At 34.6% G+C, this 16,426-nt stretch carries 14 protein-coding genes; 4 read left to right on the forward strand and 10 right to left on the reverse strand.

Going from position 1 to position 16,426, the window contains the following annotated elements; translation table 11 throughout:
- Window positions 1–4: 4 nt before the first annotated feature.
- From J2W48_RS00045 to J2W48_RS00065, 5 genes are read right to left on the reverse strand one after another with little or no spacing between them, the layout of a single operon-like run.
- Complete coding sequence (locus tag J2W48_RS00045) at window positions 5–550, reverse strand: c-type cytochrome (RefSeq protein WP_310276191.1); 546 nt, start codon at window positions 548–550, stop codon at window positions 5–7.
- Window positions 551–558: 8 nt separating this feature from the next.
- Window positions 559–1,086, reverse strand: a complete 528-nt coding sequence (locus J2W48_RS00050) for a DUF3341 domain-containing protein (RefSeq protein ID WP_310276195.1) — start codon at window positions 1,084–1,086, stop codon at window positions 559–561.
- Window positions 1,079–2,482: an NrfD/PsrC family molybdoenzyme membrane anchor subunit gene (nrfD, locus tag J2W48_RS00055; protein ID WP_310276198.1), complete on the reverse strand. Its 1,404-nt coding sequence runs from the start codon at window positions 2,480–2,482 to the stop codon at window positions 1,079–1,081. Before nrfD ends, J2W48_RS00050 begins: the two co-directional genes overlap by 8 nt.
- 33 nt (window positions 2,483–2,515) lie before the next feature.
- Complete coding sequence (locus J2W48_RS00060) at window positions 2,516–5,572, reverse strand: TAT-variant-translocated molybdopterin oxidoreductase (RefSeq protein WP_310276201.1); 3,057 nt, start codon at window positions 5,570–5,572, stop codon at window positions 2,516–2,518.
- Window positions 5,573–5,604: 32 nt separating this feature from the next.
- Window positions 5,605–6,930, reverse strand: coding sequence for a c-type cytochrome (locus tag J2W48_RS00065; protein ID WP_310276203.1), 1,326 nt, complete (start codon window positions 6,928–6,930; stop codon window positions 5,605–5,607).
- A gap of 218 nt (window positions 6,931–7,148) precedes the next feature.
- On the opposite strand from J2W48_RS00065, the gene J2W48_RS00070 reads away from it, so the two are divergent.
- Entirely contained in the window at window positions 7,149–7,538 is a 390-nt protein-coding gene (locus tag J2W48_RS00070; protein WP_310276204.1) for an SPOR domain-containing protein, read from the forward strand.
- Between the two features lie 298 nt (window positions 7,539–7,836).
- Here the strand turns inward: J2W48_RS00070 and J2W48_RS00075 are convergent, their stop codons facing one another.
- From J2W48_RS00075 to rimP, 4 genes are all read right to left on the reverse strand, one after another.
- Window positions 7,837–8,349, reverse strand: a complete 513-nt coding sequence (locus J2W48_RS00075) for a DUF4920 domain-containing protein (protein ID WP_310276206.1) — start codon at window positions 8,347–8,349, stop codon at window positions 7,837–7,839.
- Between the two features lie 154 nt (window positions 8,350–8,503).
- Entirely contained in the window at window positions 8,504–11,365 is a 2,862-nt protein-coding gene (gene infB / locus J2W48_RS00080; RefSeq protein WP_310276208.1) for a translation initiation factor IF-2, read from the reverse strand.
- A gap of 48 nt (window positions 11,366–11,413) precedes the next feature.
- Window positions 11,414–12,661, reverse strand: a complete 1,248-nt coding sequence (nusA, locus tag J2W48_RS00085; protein ID WP_310276211.1) for a transcription termination factor NusA — start codon at window positions 12,659–12,661, stop codon at window positions 11,414–11,416.
- Window positions 12,662–12,674: 13 nt separating this feature from the next.
- The gene (gene rimP, locus J2W48_RS00090) at window positions 12,675–13,139 is read right to left on the reverse strand and encodes a ribosome assembly cofactor RimP (protein ID WP_310276214.1); all 465 of its coding nucleotides are present in this window, start codon (window positions 13,137–13,139) and stop codon (window positions 12,675–12,677) included.
- Between the two features lie 173 nt (window positions 13,140–13,312).
- On the opposite strand from rimP, the gene J2W48_RS00095 reads away from it, so the two are divergent.
- A complete protein-coding gene (locus J2W48_RS00095) occupies window positions 13,313–14,137 on the forward strand; it encodes a universal stress protein (RefSeq protein WP_310276217.1) in 825 nt (274 codons plus the stop codon).
- Window positions 14,138–14,195: 58 nt separating this feature from the next.
- Here the strand turns inward: J2W48_RS00095 and J2W48_RS00100 are convergent, their stop codons facing one another.
- A complete protein-coding gene (locus J2W48_RS00100) occupies window positions 14,196–15,221 on the reverse strand; it encodes a LacI family DNA-binding transcriptional regulator (protein ID WP_310276220.1) in 1,026 nt (341 codons plus the stop codon).
- 361 nt (window positions 15,222–15,582) lie between these two features.
- Here J2W48_RS00100 and rplM point away from each other — a divergent pair, with 361 nt between their 5' ends.
- Window positions 15,583–16,038 (forward strand): 50S ribosomal protein L13, encoded by a 456-nt coding sequence (gene rplM, locus J2W48_RS00105; RefSeq protein ID WP_007808911.1) that lies wholly within the window; start codon window positions 15,583–15,585, stop codon window positions 16,036–16,038.
- Window positions 16,038–16,424, forward strand: coding sequence for a 30S ribosomal protein S9 (rpsI, locus tag J2W48_RS00110; RefSeq protein ID WP_007808909.1), 387 nt, complete (start codon window positions 16,038–16,040; stop codon window positions 16,422–16,424). Before rplM ends, rpsI begins: the two co-directional genes overlap by 1 nt.
- Window positions 16,425–16,426: the final 2 nt, after the last annotated feature.

Consider the following 16,426-nt stretch of genomic DNA (forward strand, 5'->3'; position numbering starts at 1 on the left):
ACAATTATAATTGGCTTTTTAGTTTTAGAACATAGTCAGCAACTAACCAACGTTCGTGGGCACTTAATTGATTTGCATGTGAACCCATCGCATTTAAACCATAAGTTTCAACATGAAAGATACTTCCTTCGGTGATTTCTCTGTCTTTATAACTAGGTACCCCAAGAAATTTTTCCCTCTCAACTAATTTTCCTTTACCGTTCCCTGATGCACCATGGCAGCTGATACAGTAAATTTCATAAAGTTCTTTTCCTTTTTCAGAGTTTCTTTCTGCAGCGTCCAAAGGTGATTTTAAATTAGCTTTAGCCAATTCATAACCAGCAGTTGAGTTCTCATATTCATAAGGTTCAAAACCTCTGTTAATAGTTCCTTTTACAGGAAGTTGTCCTTCTTTTCCATCTTTGAATACAGAAGCTTCAGAATATGTTTCATATCCTACAGATTCATACATATTAGGGAAATACTGATAGTTTGGTGCCGAATTATTGTGGCAAGATGAAACTAAAATAGTTATACCAACTAAAAGTGTTATTTTATATATCCTTTTCATAGCTACAATTAATTCTTTTCAATTACTTTAACTTCAACAGCTCCTGTACCTTCGAAAAAAGAAACTAGTTCTGCTTCGTTATTGTTTACAGCAACTTCCATTAAAAAATGGTCATCTGTTGTTCTTACATCAGGATTTTCAGCTTCTTTGAATGGCCATAATCTACTTCTCATATAAAAAGTGATTACCATTAAGTGAGCTGCAAAAAATACAGTCATCTCAAACATAATTGGTACAAAAGCTGGCATATTCTGAATGTAACTAAAACTTGGTTTTCCACCAATATCCTGAGGCCAGTCATGAATCATAATATAACTCATCATAGTTGTTGCAACAGAAATACCAACACATCCGTATAAGAAAGCACATATTGCTAATCTTGTTGGTGCTAAACCCATAGCTTTATCCAATCCGTGAACTGGGAATGGAGTAAAAACTTCTTCAATATGATGATGTGCAGCTCTTGTTTTCTTTACTGCATCCATCAAAATATCATCGTCATTATAAATGGCGTATATTACTTTATTACTACTCATGGTGTGAATCTTTATTTGCTGCTCTCTCTCTAATATAATTATCTCCTGTTCCTTTCAAAATTGTTTTTACCTCTGCCTGAGCAATTACAGGGAATGTTCTGGAATATAATAAAAACAAAACAAAGAAGAAACCAATCGTCCCGATGAAAATTCCAATATCAACAAATGTTGGTGAGAACATTGTCCAGGAAGATGGAAGATAATCTCTATGTAAAGAAGTAACAATAATTACGAATCTTTCAAACCACATTCCGATGTTTACGACAATCGAAATTACAAATGAAAACATGATACTTGTTCTTAGTTTTTTGAACCACATAAATTGCGGAGAGAAAACATTACAAGTCATCATTGCCCAATATGCCCACCAGTAAGGCCCTGTAGCTCTGTTTAAGAATGCATATTGTTCATACTCTACTCCTGAATACCAAGCGACAAATAACTCAGTAATGTAAGCCACACCAACAATAGAACCTGTAATCATAATTACAATATTCATCAATTCGATATGCTGTAATGTGATATATGCTTCAAGGTTAGAAACTTTTCTCATAACAATCAACAAGGTATTTACCATTGCAAATCCTGAAAACACCGCTCCTGCAACGAAGTACGGAGGGAAAATTGTTGTATGCCATCCCGGAATTACAGAAGTTGCAAAGTCCATAGATACAATTGTATGTACAGAAAGTACAAGTGGCGTAGCTAAACCCGCAAGTACTAAAGAAACTTCTTCAAAACGTTGCCAGTCTTTTGCCCTGCCGCTCCATCCAAAACTTAGGATAGAATAAACTCTTTTTGTAAAAGGGGTTACGGCTCTATCACGTAGCATTGCAAAATCAGGTAATAAACCAGTCCACCAGAAAACTAATGACACTGAAAGATACGTTGAGATTGCGAATACGTCCCAAAGCAATGGTGAGTTAAAGTTCACCCATAAAGATCCAAATTGATTTGGAATAGGTAAAACCCAGTAAGCTAACCATGGACGTCCCATGTGGATAATTGGAAATAAACCTGCCTGAACTACTGAGAATATAGTCATTGCTTCTGCAGAACGGTTAATAGCCATTCTCCAACGTTGACGGAAAAGTAATAATACCGCAGAAATTAATGTTCCGGCGTGACCAATACCAACCCACCAAACGAAGTTCGTGATATCCCAAGCCCAACCAACTGTTTTATTTAATCCCCATGTTCCAATACCGGTAGATACGGTGTAAATTATACAACCTAACCCCCAAAGGAAGGCTATTAATGCGATTGAAAATACAATCCACCAATGTTTATTTGCAGGACCTTCAACAGGCGCAGCTACATCTACAGTTACATCGTGATATGATTTATCACCTATAACTAAAGGTTTTCTAATGGGTGCTTCGTAGTGAGACGACATAATCCTTTATATGTTTCTTAATTAATAATTTTACTAAGTATTTCTAACTTTTACATGATAGAAAACATTTGGTTTTGTACCAACATGCTCTAATAAATGATACATTCTTTCGCTCTCTGCCAACTTAGCAACTTCGCTTTCTTTATCATTTACATCTCCAAAAACCATAGCTCCTGAAGAACAAGCAGCTGAACATGCACAAGCATTATTGAACTCATCTTTCGCTACTTCTCTTCCTTGACGTTTTGCTTCAAGAATAACAGCCTGAGTACTTTGAATACAGAATGAGCATTTTTCCATAACTCCACGAGAACGAACATTTACGTCTGGATTTAATACCATACGACCTAAATCATCATTCATGTGATAATCGAATTCACTGTTTTTGTTATATAAGAACCAGTTGAAACGACGCACTTTATATGGACAGTTGTTTGCACAATAACGAGTTCCAACACATCTGTTGTATGCCATATGGTTTTGGCCCTGACGACCGTGAGATGTTGCAGCTACCGGACAAACTGTTTCACATGGAGCGTGATTACAGTGCTGACACATTACTGGCTGAAATGCAACTTGTGGATTTTCTCCTGGATTTTCCATTTCATTAAACGTAGATAATGAACTGGATAAACCTGCAATATTTTCTTTTCTTTTGTTGTCTCCTTCAAAAGTACTTTCAGAAGAATAATATCTATCGATACGCAACCAGTGCATATCACGACTTCTTCTTACCTCTGCTTTACCCACAACAGGAACGTTGTTTTCAGCATGACAAGCAATAACACATGCCCCACATCCGGTACAAGCATTTAAATCAATCGATAAGTTAAAATGATGTCCTGTAGAACGATCAAATGATTCCCATAAATCAACAGTAGTAGCTTCTACTTCCTGATGATCCAAAGACACCATTGGCTGTTCATTCCAGTGTTTAGCATCTTCACTATTGAAAATTTCCAGAGAAGTTTCTTTAATGATATCTCCTCTACCCATCAATGTTTTCTGTCCCTGAACACAAGCAAACTCATGTTCTCCACTTGCCTTGGCAATAGAAACAGACTGAACACTATTGAAATTTTTATATAAAGCGTAAGCATTTAAACCTACTTGCATTTCTTCTTTTAAAGCCGCTTTACGACCATAACCAACAGCTAAACCAACAGTACCAACAGCTTGTCCTGGCTGAACAATTACCGGAACATTTTCTAACTTAGCTCCATCAACAGTAATTGTTGCATAATTACCATTTAATCCTCCATTTGCAACAATTGGGTTTGAAAAACCAAGTTTTTTAGCATCAGCATTAGAAACTGTTAAGTAGTTATCCCAAGAAACTCTTGTGATAGGATCCGGAAACTCCTGCAACCAGGGATTGTTTGCTTGTTGTCCGTCACCCATACCCGTTTTAGTATATAACACTAATTCAAAATCTCCAGTTGATTTTGATTTAGAAACTGCATTTGCAGCAGCGACATGATCAAAAGCACCAGCAGATAATGCAGCAGAACCAATTACAAAAACACCATCATGTAAAACTTTGTTCCAGGAAGATCCTGCAATAATAGCAGCTGAATTAACTTTAAGATAATCGTAGAAATCACCTGAAACACTATTTAATGACAATAAAACGTCCTGAAATTGTTTGGTATTAAAGATAGGACGAATAGTTGGCTGAGTCAAACTATAAGTTCCTTTTGTAATTTCAACATCCCCCCAAGATTCTAAATAATGAGGAGCAGGTGCAGCGATTGTAGTAATTGACGCTGTTTCATCTTCTTTTAAAGAAAAAGCAACTGAGGTTTTTACTTTTTTTAATCCAGACACAAAAGAAGCTGAATCAGCTAATGTATAAACCGGATTGACACCACTCATAATCAAAGTATGAACAGTTCCAGCATTCATATCTTTTAATAATTGAGCCATAACCTCATCAGATCCTTTTCTGATTTGTCTGGTCCCAACTGTACTAAAAGCTTCACTAGCCAATACCTGATTAATAGCCAAAACTAACAACTGAGCATTTTTATCTTCAATTCCAGATACTAAAACTCCTTTAGATCCGGCAGCTTTTAATTGTTGTGCAGCTTTAACAACTTCTGCTTTAAAAGCAGCATCTAAAGAAACAGCAATATTATTACCTGTAACAATATTATATATTTGAACTAAAGCTTGTTTCTGATTAGAAACAGTCATTGGGACACGCTTATCAGCAGCAGCTCCGGATAATGTCATATTTGATTCAAACTGAAAATGACGGGACATCTTTCCGTTTTGAGGAATACGTCCTCTTGCATAACCAGAATCGTATCCTCCACCTTGCCAGTCTCCTAAGAAATCAGCTCCAACAGAAACAATTAAAGATGCTTTTGAAAAATCATAATCAACCAAAGCTCTTTCACCGTAAACTGTCTCAAATGCATCCAATGCATCTGATGAAGAAACCGCATCGTAAACAACATGTTTAACATTTGGATTCTTAGCAATAAACTCACCAATTAATTTCTCAGTTGATGGGCTTGCTAAAGTATTTGTCAACAACACTACCTGACCTCCTTTAGCTTTTGAGTCAGCAAGACTTGATTTAATTTTCAAATCAACAGCAGACCAGCTACTCTTTTCTCCATCTAATTTAGGTTCTTTCAAACGCATACTGTCATATAAAGACAATATAGACGCATGAATTCTTGCATTAGCCGAAAATTTAGCTCCAGAAATAGTATTGTTCTCAATTTTAATTGGACGACCTTCACGTGTTTTCACTAAAAGATTAGCAAAATCAAAACCATCAAAAACAGTAGTTGCATAGTAATCCGCAACACCTGGAATGATTTGCTCTGGTTGCAACACATAAGGTATAGACTTGTGAACAGGACCTTCGCAAGCAGCAAGTGTAACCGCTGCAGTACTAAACCCTACGTACTTTAAAAAGTCACGACGTGAAGTTCCAGATGAAGCTAAAGCATCTGCATTTCCTAAAAATTCATCAGTAGGAATTTCTTCAACAAATTCGTTATTTCTAAGCGCCTCAACAATAGAACTATTCTCTAGTTCCTCAACACTTTTCCAGTATTTTTTGTTTGATGACATTGTATATAAATATTAAAATCTTAATAATTCGATTAATAGTGGCATTTACCGCATTCTAAACCTCCCATTTGCGCTGCAGTCAATTTCTCTACACCGTATTTTTTAGAAAGCTCAGCATGAATTTTATCATAATATGCATTTCCTTCCATCTTAACATCTGTCTTTCTATGGCAATCAACACACCATCCCATTGTTAATTTAGAGTATTGCTTCATGATTTCAAATTCCTCAACTGGTCCATGACATGTTTGACATTCAACACCAGCAACAGAAACGTGCTGAGAGTGATTGAAATACACAAAATCAGGCAAATTATGAATTCTAACCCATTTTACAGGCTGTGTTTTTCCAGTATAAACTTGCTTGGTCTTATCCCAACCAACAGCATCATACAGCTTTTGAATTTCACCATCATAAAAAGCTTTGCTATATTCAGCAGTAGCAGTAGTTTCAGCAACCTCAGAAATATTTTTATGACAGTTCATACAAACATTCAAAGACGGAATACCTGCATTTTTACTAACACGAGCAGCAGAGTGACAATATTTACAATTGATCTCATTGTCTCCAGCGTGAATTTTATGAGAGTAGTGAATAGGCTGAATAGGCTCATAATTTTGATCTACACCTACCTGCATCAAATATCCATAAACAAAATATCCACTTGCCAAAAGTAAAAATATTGAAGTAACCAGTACTAAAAATTGATTTTTAACAAAAGCTTTCCAAATTGGCGTTCTAGCTTCTCTTGGAGCCACTACAATGCCATTATTACTAGCAACTTTAGTTAAAACCTTGTTCACCATGAACAACATCACAACCAAAATAGCCATCACGAGAGCAAGAGCACCTAAAATAATATTATTAGAAATCCCACCACCATCTTGAACATCACCAGTTGGCAATGGAGAACCAGGAACAGGTTCCTTTTTTACCTCAGAAGTATAAGCTAATATATTATCAATATCACCTTCAGACAATTGAGGAAAAGAAGTCATTACAGACTTATTATTTTCTTCAAAAAGCTTCACGGCAACTGCATCACCAGACTTGATCATTTCAGAACTGTTGTGTATCCACTTATAAAGCCAGGCTTTATCGTGTTTAGCAGCAACCCCGCGTAAAGCAGGACCTGTTGACTTACCATCTAATTTGTGACATGCAGCGCAATTTGCATTAAAAAGTTCTTTCCCTTTTACCGGATCTCCATCAGCGGTCGCAGCAGGAGCAGCAGTAGCTTCAGTTGCCGCAGGAGCAACAGGATCTTGAGCAAATGATGTTAGGGAGAAAATCAATGTTAGCGATAAGCTAAATAATAATTTCCTTGAGATCGAATTATGGTTACCCACCTTTTTCATATAGTATAAAATTATCTACTAATTTTTGGTATGATTTTTTCTGTATAAAATCAGTCCAAATCAAACACCTTTTTTTAAAACTTGCACAAAAATACAATTTAAGAACTATTCTCAAAACCTTAAAATAGTCTTAAATATCAATTTATACTAATTCTAAATAATATTGATATATCACATATAAACTTTAAATACTATTTTTGCATAAAAACAATCACATTATGAGAATTTTAACCCCAAACAAAAGACTTTTCTTGTTCTTTACAATCAGTTTAGCAACACATAACATTAATGCACAAGAACAAAATATTACAGTAAAACAAGACCCTAAATTTGAACAATTACTGAATGACAAACGTAAAATTAACGCGTCGATTAGTACGAACGATACTTATAAAATTCAAATCTACAGTGGGAAAAGTGACGAGGCTAAAAAGACCCTAACATCGTTTAAAAGAGAGTTTAATAATATCGATGGAACTATAATTTTTCAAACACCAAATTACAAAGTCATCGTAGGGAATTTTAAAACAAGAATTGAAGCTGAACGAAATTTAGAAGAAATTAAAAAAAGCTACAAGAGTGTTTTTTTATTAAAACCATCTAAGTAATTCAACAAATTTAATAATTATTAAAGCCTCCTTTCAAGAGGCTTTTTTTACACTTTAAACAACAAAAATCTCAAACTTATTACTGGAACGAAACTCAAGCTGATCAAAGCTTTAATTCATTTAAACCCGTTAAATTATTCAAATAGAAACCATTGAAACAAAAAATCCCAACTTACATTGAGATTTTAAAATATAATTATTGAATTTTAAATCAATTCCCCTGATTACTTCGAAAAACTCAAATTATCATCAAAAGGAAAAATTAAATTGAAAATTTTAAACAAAAACAGTAATACAATTAGTTTACAACTTTTATTCCATCTGCCAAAAATCGTATTTCTTCTTTTGGAGCAGTAATCGCATCCATTTCTGCTTTGGACTTTTTAGCATCTTTAGCATAGTGTTTCAGCTCTTCAACAGAGGTAACTTTTTTCTCAGCTACACCTTCCAAAACAACGGTTTTCCCTTTTAAAGCAGTAGGCACAAAAAAAGCATAATCTTTCATCTTTACAAAGAAAGGAGAACCGTCTTCAGTTTTAATAGTCACCCAACATCCTTTTTTTGGGCAAACATCAGTTACCACACCTTTTACTACAATATTTTTCGCTTTTTTTGTATTCTTTAATTTGTTTCCTAATTTCTCAACCGACATAGCCTTATTTTCAGATACCCTAGAAACATCGGCACCATAAAAATCCCCTACAAAAGCATTGCCTTCTGGTGGAGAGTTTTTTATTTGCTCTCCTTCCTGCGAAAATAACAAGGTAGAAAGGCTCAAAGAAAGCAGTACTGAAAATATTAGCTTTTTCATATTTAAATAATTTTTATCAAAAATAATATTAAAATATGAAATAAGCGAAATATTATTACAACCACAAATAGAAACAACGTCACTTTAGAAAAATGTATCTATAAAAAAAAGTCCCAACTTTTGCCGGGACTTTAGAATATAATTATTTTGCATTTTATTTCAATTTCTTTTTGATTGCCACTTCATGGTAAGCCTCAATAACGTCTCTTTCTTCGATGTCGTTGTAACCTTTAATTTGAATACCACAATCGTAACCTTTAGAAACTTCTTTAACATCATCTTTGAAACGTTTCAGGGCAACAAGTTCACCTGTATGCACCACTACGCCTTCTCTAATAACTCTAATTTTAGATGATCTCATGATCTTACCATCCATAACCATACATCCTGCAATAGAGCCCACTTTAGAAATTTTGAAAATCTCACGAATTTCAGCAGTTCCTAAAATTTCTTCTTTCATTTCAGGAGCTAACATTCCTTCCATTGCATCTTTCAAATCATCAATAGCTGCATAAATAATAGAGTAGTAACGAATATCGATTTCTTCTTTATCAGCTAATTGTCTGGCATTTCCAGCAGGGCGAACGTTAAATCCGATAATGATTGCATCAGAAGCAGAAGCTAACATAACGTCAGTTTCAGTAATTGCTCCAACACCTTTATGGATAATATTAATTTGAATTTCTTCTGTAGAAAGTTTAGAGAACGAATCTGACAATGCTTCAACAGATCCATCAACGTCTCCTTTAAGAATAACGTTTAATTCTTTAAACTGACCAAGAGCAATACGACGGCCAATTTCGTCAAGCGTAATATGTCTTTGTGTACGCACAGATTGTTCACGCATTAATTGAGAACGTTTAGATGCAATTTGTTTCGCTTCTTTTTCATCTTCAAAAACATTGAATTTATCACCTGCAGTTGCAGCACCATCCAAACCTAAAACTGATACTGGAGTCGAAGGTCCCGCTTCTAAAACAATATGCCCTCTTTCGTCATGCATGGCTTTAATTTTACCATGATGTTTACCGGCCAACATATAATCCCCAACTTTTAAAGTTCCGTGTTGTACTAAAATAGTTGACACATATCCTTTTCCTTTATCCAGGAAAGCCTCAACAACTGTTCCTTGAGCTGCTTTATTTGGATTTGATTTTAAATCTAATATTTCAGCTTCTAATAATACTTTTTCCAACAATTCTTTCACACCTGTACCTACTTTTGCAGAAATATCATGTGATTGAATTTTTCCACCCCAATCTTCAACAAGTAAATTCATACCTGCCAATTTCTCTTTTATTTTTTCAACATTAGAGTTTGGCTTGTCAATTTTATTGATAGCAAAAATAATTGGCACACCAGCTGCCTGAGCATGGCTAATTGCTTCTTTTGTTTGTGGCATGATATCATCATCCGCTGCAATTACAATAATTGCAATATCGGTAACTTGAGCTCCACGTGCACGCATCGCAGTAAATGCCTCGTGACCCGGTGTATCTAAAAATGCTATTTTTTGACCATTATCTAAAGTTACTCCGTATGCTCCAATGTGTTGTGTAATTCCTCCAGACTCACCAGCGATAACATTTTCTTTACGAATATAATCCAGCAAAGATGTTTTACCGTGATCGACGTGACCCATTACAGTAACAATTGGCGCCCTGAATACTAAATCTTCTTCTTTGTCTGCAACAACTTCAATAGCTTCTTCGATATCAACCGTGATAAACTCTACTTCATAACCAAATTCATCGGCTACAATAGTTAATGTTTCAGCATCTAAACGTTGGTTCATGGTAACCATGATACCAAGTGACATACAAGTTCCGATAACTTTCGTAATCGGCACATCCATCATAATTGCAATTTCGCCAACTGTAACGAATTCTGTAACTTTAATAGTTTTGCTTCCTTCGTCAATTGCTCTTTGCTCTTCATCCGATTTCTGACGGTGTGTATCTCTTTTATCTCTTCTGTATTTGGCGGCTTTTGATTTCCCCCCTTTACCTTGAAGCTTTTCAAGAGTTTCTCTAATCTGATTTTTAACTTCCTCTTCAGTAGGCTCAACTTTAGCCACTATTGCAGGACGGTTTCCTTTTACAAAACCAGGTCTTGCACTTCTGTTAGCATTAAAACCTCCGCCTCCTGTATTTGGAGTAATCTTATTAGGATTTGGCGCACCAGGAACTCCAGGAGTTGCAGGTGGTCTTGGCGCTCCCGGTTTTGGAGCAATTCTTTTACGCTTATTTTTATTAGCGTTATTATTTGCGGCTCCCGGAGCTCCAGGCTTATTTGGAGTTATTTTCGGATCTTCTTTCTTTTTCTTAGGTTTATTAAATTGAGATAAATCAATTGTTTGACCTGTAAGAGTAGTCCCCGACAATTTTTGATATTGTGTCGTTATAGATTCTTCTGCTGTTTCGGAATCAGTCTTTACGACTGGTTCTTGCGTTACTTTAGGAGTTACAACTTTTGGTTCTTTTTTATCGGTAATAACAGGTTCTTCTGTCTTTTCTTCAGGCACCACAACTTTAGCTTTAGGCTCTATGGTTTCTTTTTGAACAGGTTTTTCTGGTTGAGCAACAGCTTTTTTAGGTTCTTCAGTTTTAACCGGTTCCTCTGAAGTATTTGAAACAACAGCAGGTTTCTTCGGGTTTAAATCAATTTTACCAACCTGAACAGGACCTGTTACAACAGCTTTCGCTTTTATAACCTCTTGTTGTTTCTGGCGTTCCTCGTCTTGTCTGCGTTTGTCTTCCACTTCTTTTTCACGTTCTACACGCAAAGCTTCTTTTTCTTTCCTCTTTTCTTCACCAACTTCCTTAGAAGCTTCTTTATTCCCCTTATCGCCCGCAAATTGGCTTTGTAGGATATTAAATTCGCTATCAGAAATTTTCGCATTTGGATTTGCATCAATAGCAATTCCCTTATCTTTTAGATAATCAACAGCTCTTTCTAACGAAATATTTAATTCCCTTAAAACCTTGTTTATTCTTATTACTCTCTCTTCAGACATATAACCTTTTTATTATTACCTTTTTCGTTGTGTTGTTAGAGCAGATAACTAGCTATCAAACTCTTCTTTTAGTATTCTCATAACATCAAGAATTGTTTCCTCTTCTAAATCTGTTCTTCTTACTAAATCTTCTACTTCTTGTTTTAAAATACTTCTAGCTGTATCTAAACCAATTTTTGCAAATTCTTCAATAACCCAGTCTTCGATTTCATCTGAAAACTCAGTTAACTCAACGTCATCATCTTCTCCGGTAGCAACATCACCTTCTCTGATAACATCCAGCTCATACCCTGTTAGCTGACCCGCCAATTTTATATTATGGCCTCCTCTGCCAATCGCCTTAGAAACTTCTTCCAACTTCAAGAAGACTTCAGCTCTTTTGTTTTCTTCATCAATTTTTATTGAGGAAACTTTTGCAGGACTTAATGCTCTTGTAATAAACAATTGAATATTACTTGTGTAATTGATAACATCAATGTTTTCGTTTCCTAATTCACGAACAATTCCATGAATACGGGAACCTTTCATACCAACACAAGCTCCAACAGGATCAATTCTATCATCATACGAATCTACTGCTACTTTTGCTTTTTCACCAGGAATGCGTACTACATTTTTAACTGTAATCAATCCGTCAAATACTTCGGGTATTTCCTGTTCAAATAATTTCTCCAAAAACTTTTCAGAAGTTCTGGACATAACAATCTGTGGTTTATTTCCTTTTAATTCAACGCTTTCAATGATTCCACGAACATTATCTCCTTTACGGAAAAAATCAGATGGAATTTGTTTTTCTTTCGGAAGTACAATTTCGTTTCCTTCATCATCAACCAAGATAACTACTCTAGGACGCACGTGATGCACTTCTGCTGTATAAATATCACCGATAATATCTTTAAATTGTTTGTAAAGATTTGTATTGTCGTGTTCGTGTATTTTAGATATTAAGTTTTGACGCAAAGCTAAAATAGCCCTTCTTCCTAAATCAATCAATTTTACCTCTTCAGAAACTTCTTCGCCAATTTCAAAATCGGCTTCAATCATTCTTGCTTCTGTTAAAGTAATTTCTTCATTTTCAAAATCAAGATCTTCGTCTGCCACAATTACCCTTCTCCTCCATATCTCCATATCTCCTTTATCAGGATTTATAATGATATCAAAGTTATCATCAGAACCGTATTTTTTCTTCAATGCATTTCTAAACACGTCCTCTAAAATTGCCATAAGCGTTACACGATCAATAAGTTTATTATCTTTAAACTCTGAGAATGAATCGATTAATGCTAAATTTTCCATGCGAATTCTTTAATTAAAATGTTACTGTAACAATTGCCTCTTTAATTTCTGTATAAGGTATTTGTTGCTTTTTTTGAACTGTTTCTTTTCCTTTTCCTACTTTTTTCGGTTCTCTTGCTTCCCAAGACAAAATTATAAAAACATCGTTAGCTTCTACTAATTCTGCTTCAATTTTTTCACTATTTGTAGTAACAATCAATGTTCTACCAATATTTTTTATGTATTGTCTTGTAAATTTCAATGGTGAACCTACTCCAACCGATGCTACTTCAAGAGAAAAATCCTGCTCTTCACGATCCAGATTATTCTCAACTGCACGACTAATGTCGATACAATCCTGAAGTGCCACTCCGTTATCTCCATCTAAACCAACACTAATCTTGAATGAATCTGAAATATTCAAATCAATCAGAAAAATTGATGGCTTTTCTAAAAGGGCCTCAGTGATTAATGTATTTACTTTTTCTTTAAATGTCATAATTTTATAAAAAGAGGGGACACTTAGTCCCCTCATTATTTAGATTTTAATAAATAACGGTGCAAATATAGTGTTTTTTTTATAAATCAAAATAATTAGATTGCTCTAATAATATTTCTTATCTTTATTACAGCATTAAAATAACGGATTATTCATTATTTAACTCAGAAATCATGAAACGAATTTTAGTCCCTACCGACTTCTCCCAACACGCAGAAGACGCTTTAAAAGTTGCGGCACAAATTGCAAAAAAAAACGATTCTGAAATCATTATTTTGCATATGCTCGAATTACCTCACCAAATGAATGATGCAATATTAGGTGGCGCAAGCATTCCTGAAACTATGCTTTTCATGAAAAAAGCAAACGAAACTCTAGACGAAATTTCTGCAAGAACCTATTTAGACGGAATTCCAATAACTGAGATTGTAAAAATGGACAAACCGATTCATGGTATATCGCAAGTAAGCAAAGACTATGAAATCGACTTGATCGTTATGGGATCACATGGCTCATCAGGAATTCAGGAATTATTAATTGGTTCCAATACAGAAAAAGTTGTCCGAAATTCAGAAATTCCTGTTTTGGTCATCAAAAAAGAGATTACAGATTTTAATGCCGCAAATATTGTTTTTGCATCCGATTTTGCTTCGGAAACAAAAAAACCATTCGAAAAATTTTTAGCTTTTACCCGTTTTTTCAAATCAAAAATACATTTAGTTACCATTTGTACACCAAACAGTTTCAAACCAACTCACGTTATCGAAAAAGCAATGAAAGAATTTGTTAGCGAATTCAACCTTACTAATTATTCTACACACATATACAACGACACTAATATTGAAAAAGGAATTATTAATTTCTCAAATAGCCTCAATGCTGATATCATAGGAATGTGCACACACGGAAGAACCGGATTTGCACATTTTTTTAACGGAAGCATTAGCGAAGGCTTAGTAAATCATGCTGTACGGCCTGTTATAACTTTTAAAATTTAAACATTATGCGATGCGTTATAAAACAAAAAAACCATCTGCAGTTGATGGTTTTTTTGTTTTATACTTTTCGGGTAGACTCTCTTTCTTTTAATTTGGTTTTGATGACTATTGTTTCATAATCCGTTGTTTCATCTTCCTTTTCTTCTAATCGTGAAATTAATCTTTTGGCAGCAACTTCTCCAATTTCGATTCCGTGCTGACTTACTGTTGTCAAACTTGGCGATAATCTTCTTGAGGCTAAAATTCCATCCGCAAAACCTATTATAGATATATCCTCCGGGACTTTATACCCCTTTTTTAAACTCACCCTTAAAGCAGCAACCGAATCATTTTCATCCAAAGCAAAAATCGCATCAATTTTATTGTCAAAAACTGCATCAATTTTAGCTTTCATATCTTCTTCAGAATCAGTACGAAGAATGATTTTTTCGTTTACCGGAATATTATTGTCTTTCAATGCTTTCAAATATCCATCTGCCCTCAATTTCCCTACACTTAAATTATCTACCGAAGAAATTAAGGCAATATTTTTACATCCTAAATTAATTAAATGCTGAGTTGAATTTAAGGCCGAATCAAAATCATCTACCACAACCTTATCACATTCTACTCCATCTGCAATTCGATCAAACATTACAATTGGAGTTCCGTCGTTTATAATTTCAGAAAAATGACTGTATTCCTGTAATTTTTGCGCTTCCTCAGAAACAGAGAGAATAAAACCGTCAATGGTTCCGTTGCTCAACATTTCAAGTGTATGAATTTCCTTCTCTAAAGATTCATTTGAAATACACGTAATTACATTATATCCTTTTTTATCAGCTACTTTTTCTATCCCACTAAAAACCTTGGCAAAAAACGAGTTTAATATATTAGGTATAATCACACCTATTGTTTTGGTTTTACGATTCTTTAAATTAAGACCAATAACATTAGGCTTATAATTTTTGAGTTTGGCATACTCCTTAATCTTCACCTTTGTTTGCTCACTAATTTCCGGACTGTCATTTAATGCCTTAGACACAGTCGACACCGAAACACCAAGTTCTTTCGCAATTTGTTTTAGAGTTGCTTTAGCTTTCATTTAAAAGTAATTTTATGTAATTAATACAAATATAGTAGAATTACCTAAAATAAAACAAAAATCACCTACCACTATTTAAAATTATAAGGACTTTTCGAAACAAACCCCAAAGAACAAATAATTTTCTGAAACCTTGAATATCTAAAATTTCATTTTACACCTGACTTACATAATATATACAACCAACTTAAAAGCATCTTGGCAATAAAATCATAGTTGTCTTTTTTATTGTTTTAAATAAAAAACTGAAAGCCTGATTTTCAGCGTATAAAAATTCTTTTCAGGTATTTGGTTTTAAAATAATTAATTGTACTTTTGCATCCCCTTTATTGGGGATGGAATGTTTAATTAAAATAATATTATGGACGCATTAAGCTACAAGACAATTTCAGCTAGCAAAGCCACTGTAACGAAAGAGTGGATCGTTGTAGACGCTGAAGGTCATAACTTAGGTCGTCTTGCTTCAAAGGTTGCAATGATCTTAAGAGGTAAGTACAAACCAAGTTACACACCGCACGTTGACTGTGGAGATAACGTAATTGTTATCAACTCAGAAAAAATTAACCTTACAGGTACAAAAATGAATGACAAAATTTACATGCGTCATACAGGTTACCCAGGAGGACAAAGAACTTTAACTGCTAAAGTATTGCAATCTAAAAACCCTGCATTATTAGTAGAGAAAGCTGTAAAAGGAATGTTACCTAAAAACAAATTAGGAGCTGAACTTTTTAGAAATCTAAATGTTGTTGTAGGATCTGAGCACAAACAAGGCGCTCAAAAACCTAGAACTGTTAACCTAAACGATCTTAAGTAATGGGAGTTATTCACAAAATCGGTAGAAGAAAAACCGCTGTTGCACGTGTATATGTTTCTGAAGGAACAGGAAAAATCACTGTAAACAAAAAAGAATTCGCAACTTACTTTCCAACTGCAACTTTACAATACAAAGTTTTACAACCAATGTCTATGACAGAAAATGTAAACAACTTTGACGTTAAAGTAAACGTTTACGGAGGTGGTTCAACTGGTCAGGCAGAAGCTGTAAGAATGGCATTGGCACGTGTTATGTGTGAAGTAAATGCTGAAAACAGAGCTATCTTAAAACCAGAAGGTTTATTAACAAGAGATCCAAGAATGGTTGAACGTAAGAAATTCGGTCAGAAGAAAGCTCGTAAGAGATTCCAATTCTCTAAACGTTAATA

Source organism: Flavobacterium piscis (genome assembly GCF_031457575.1).
Taxonomy (GTDB): Bacteria; Bacteroidota; Bacteroidia; order Flavobacteriales; family Flavobacteriaceae; genus Flavobacterium; species Flavobacterium piscis_A.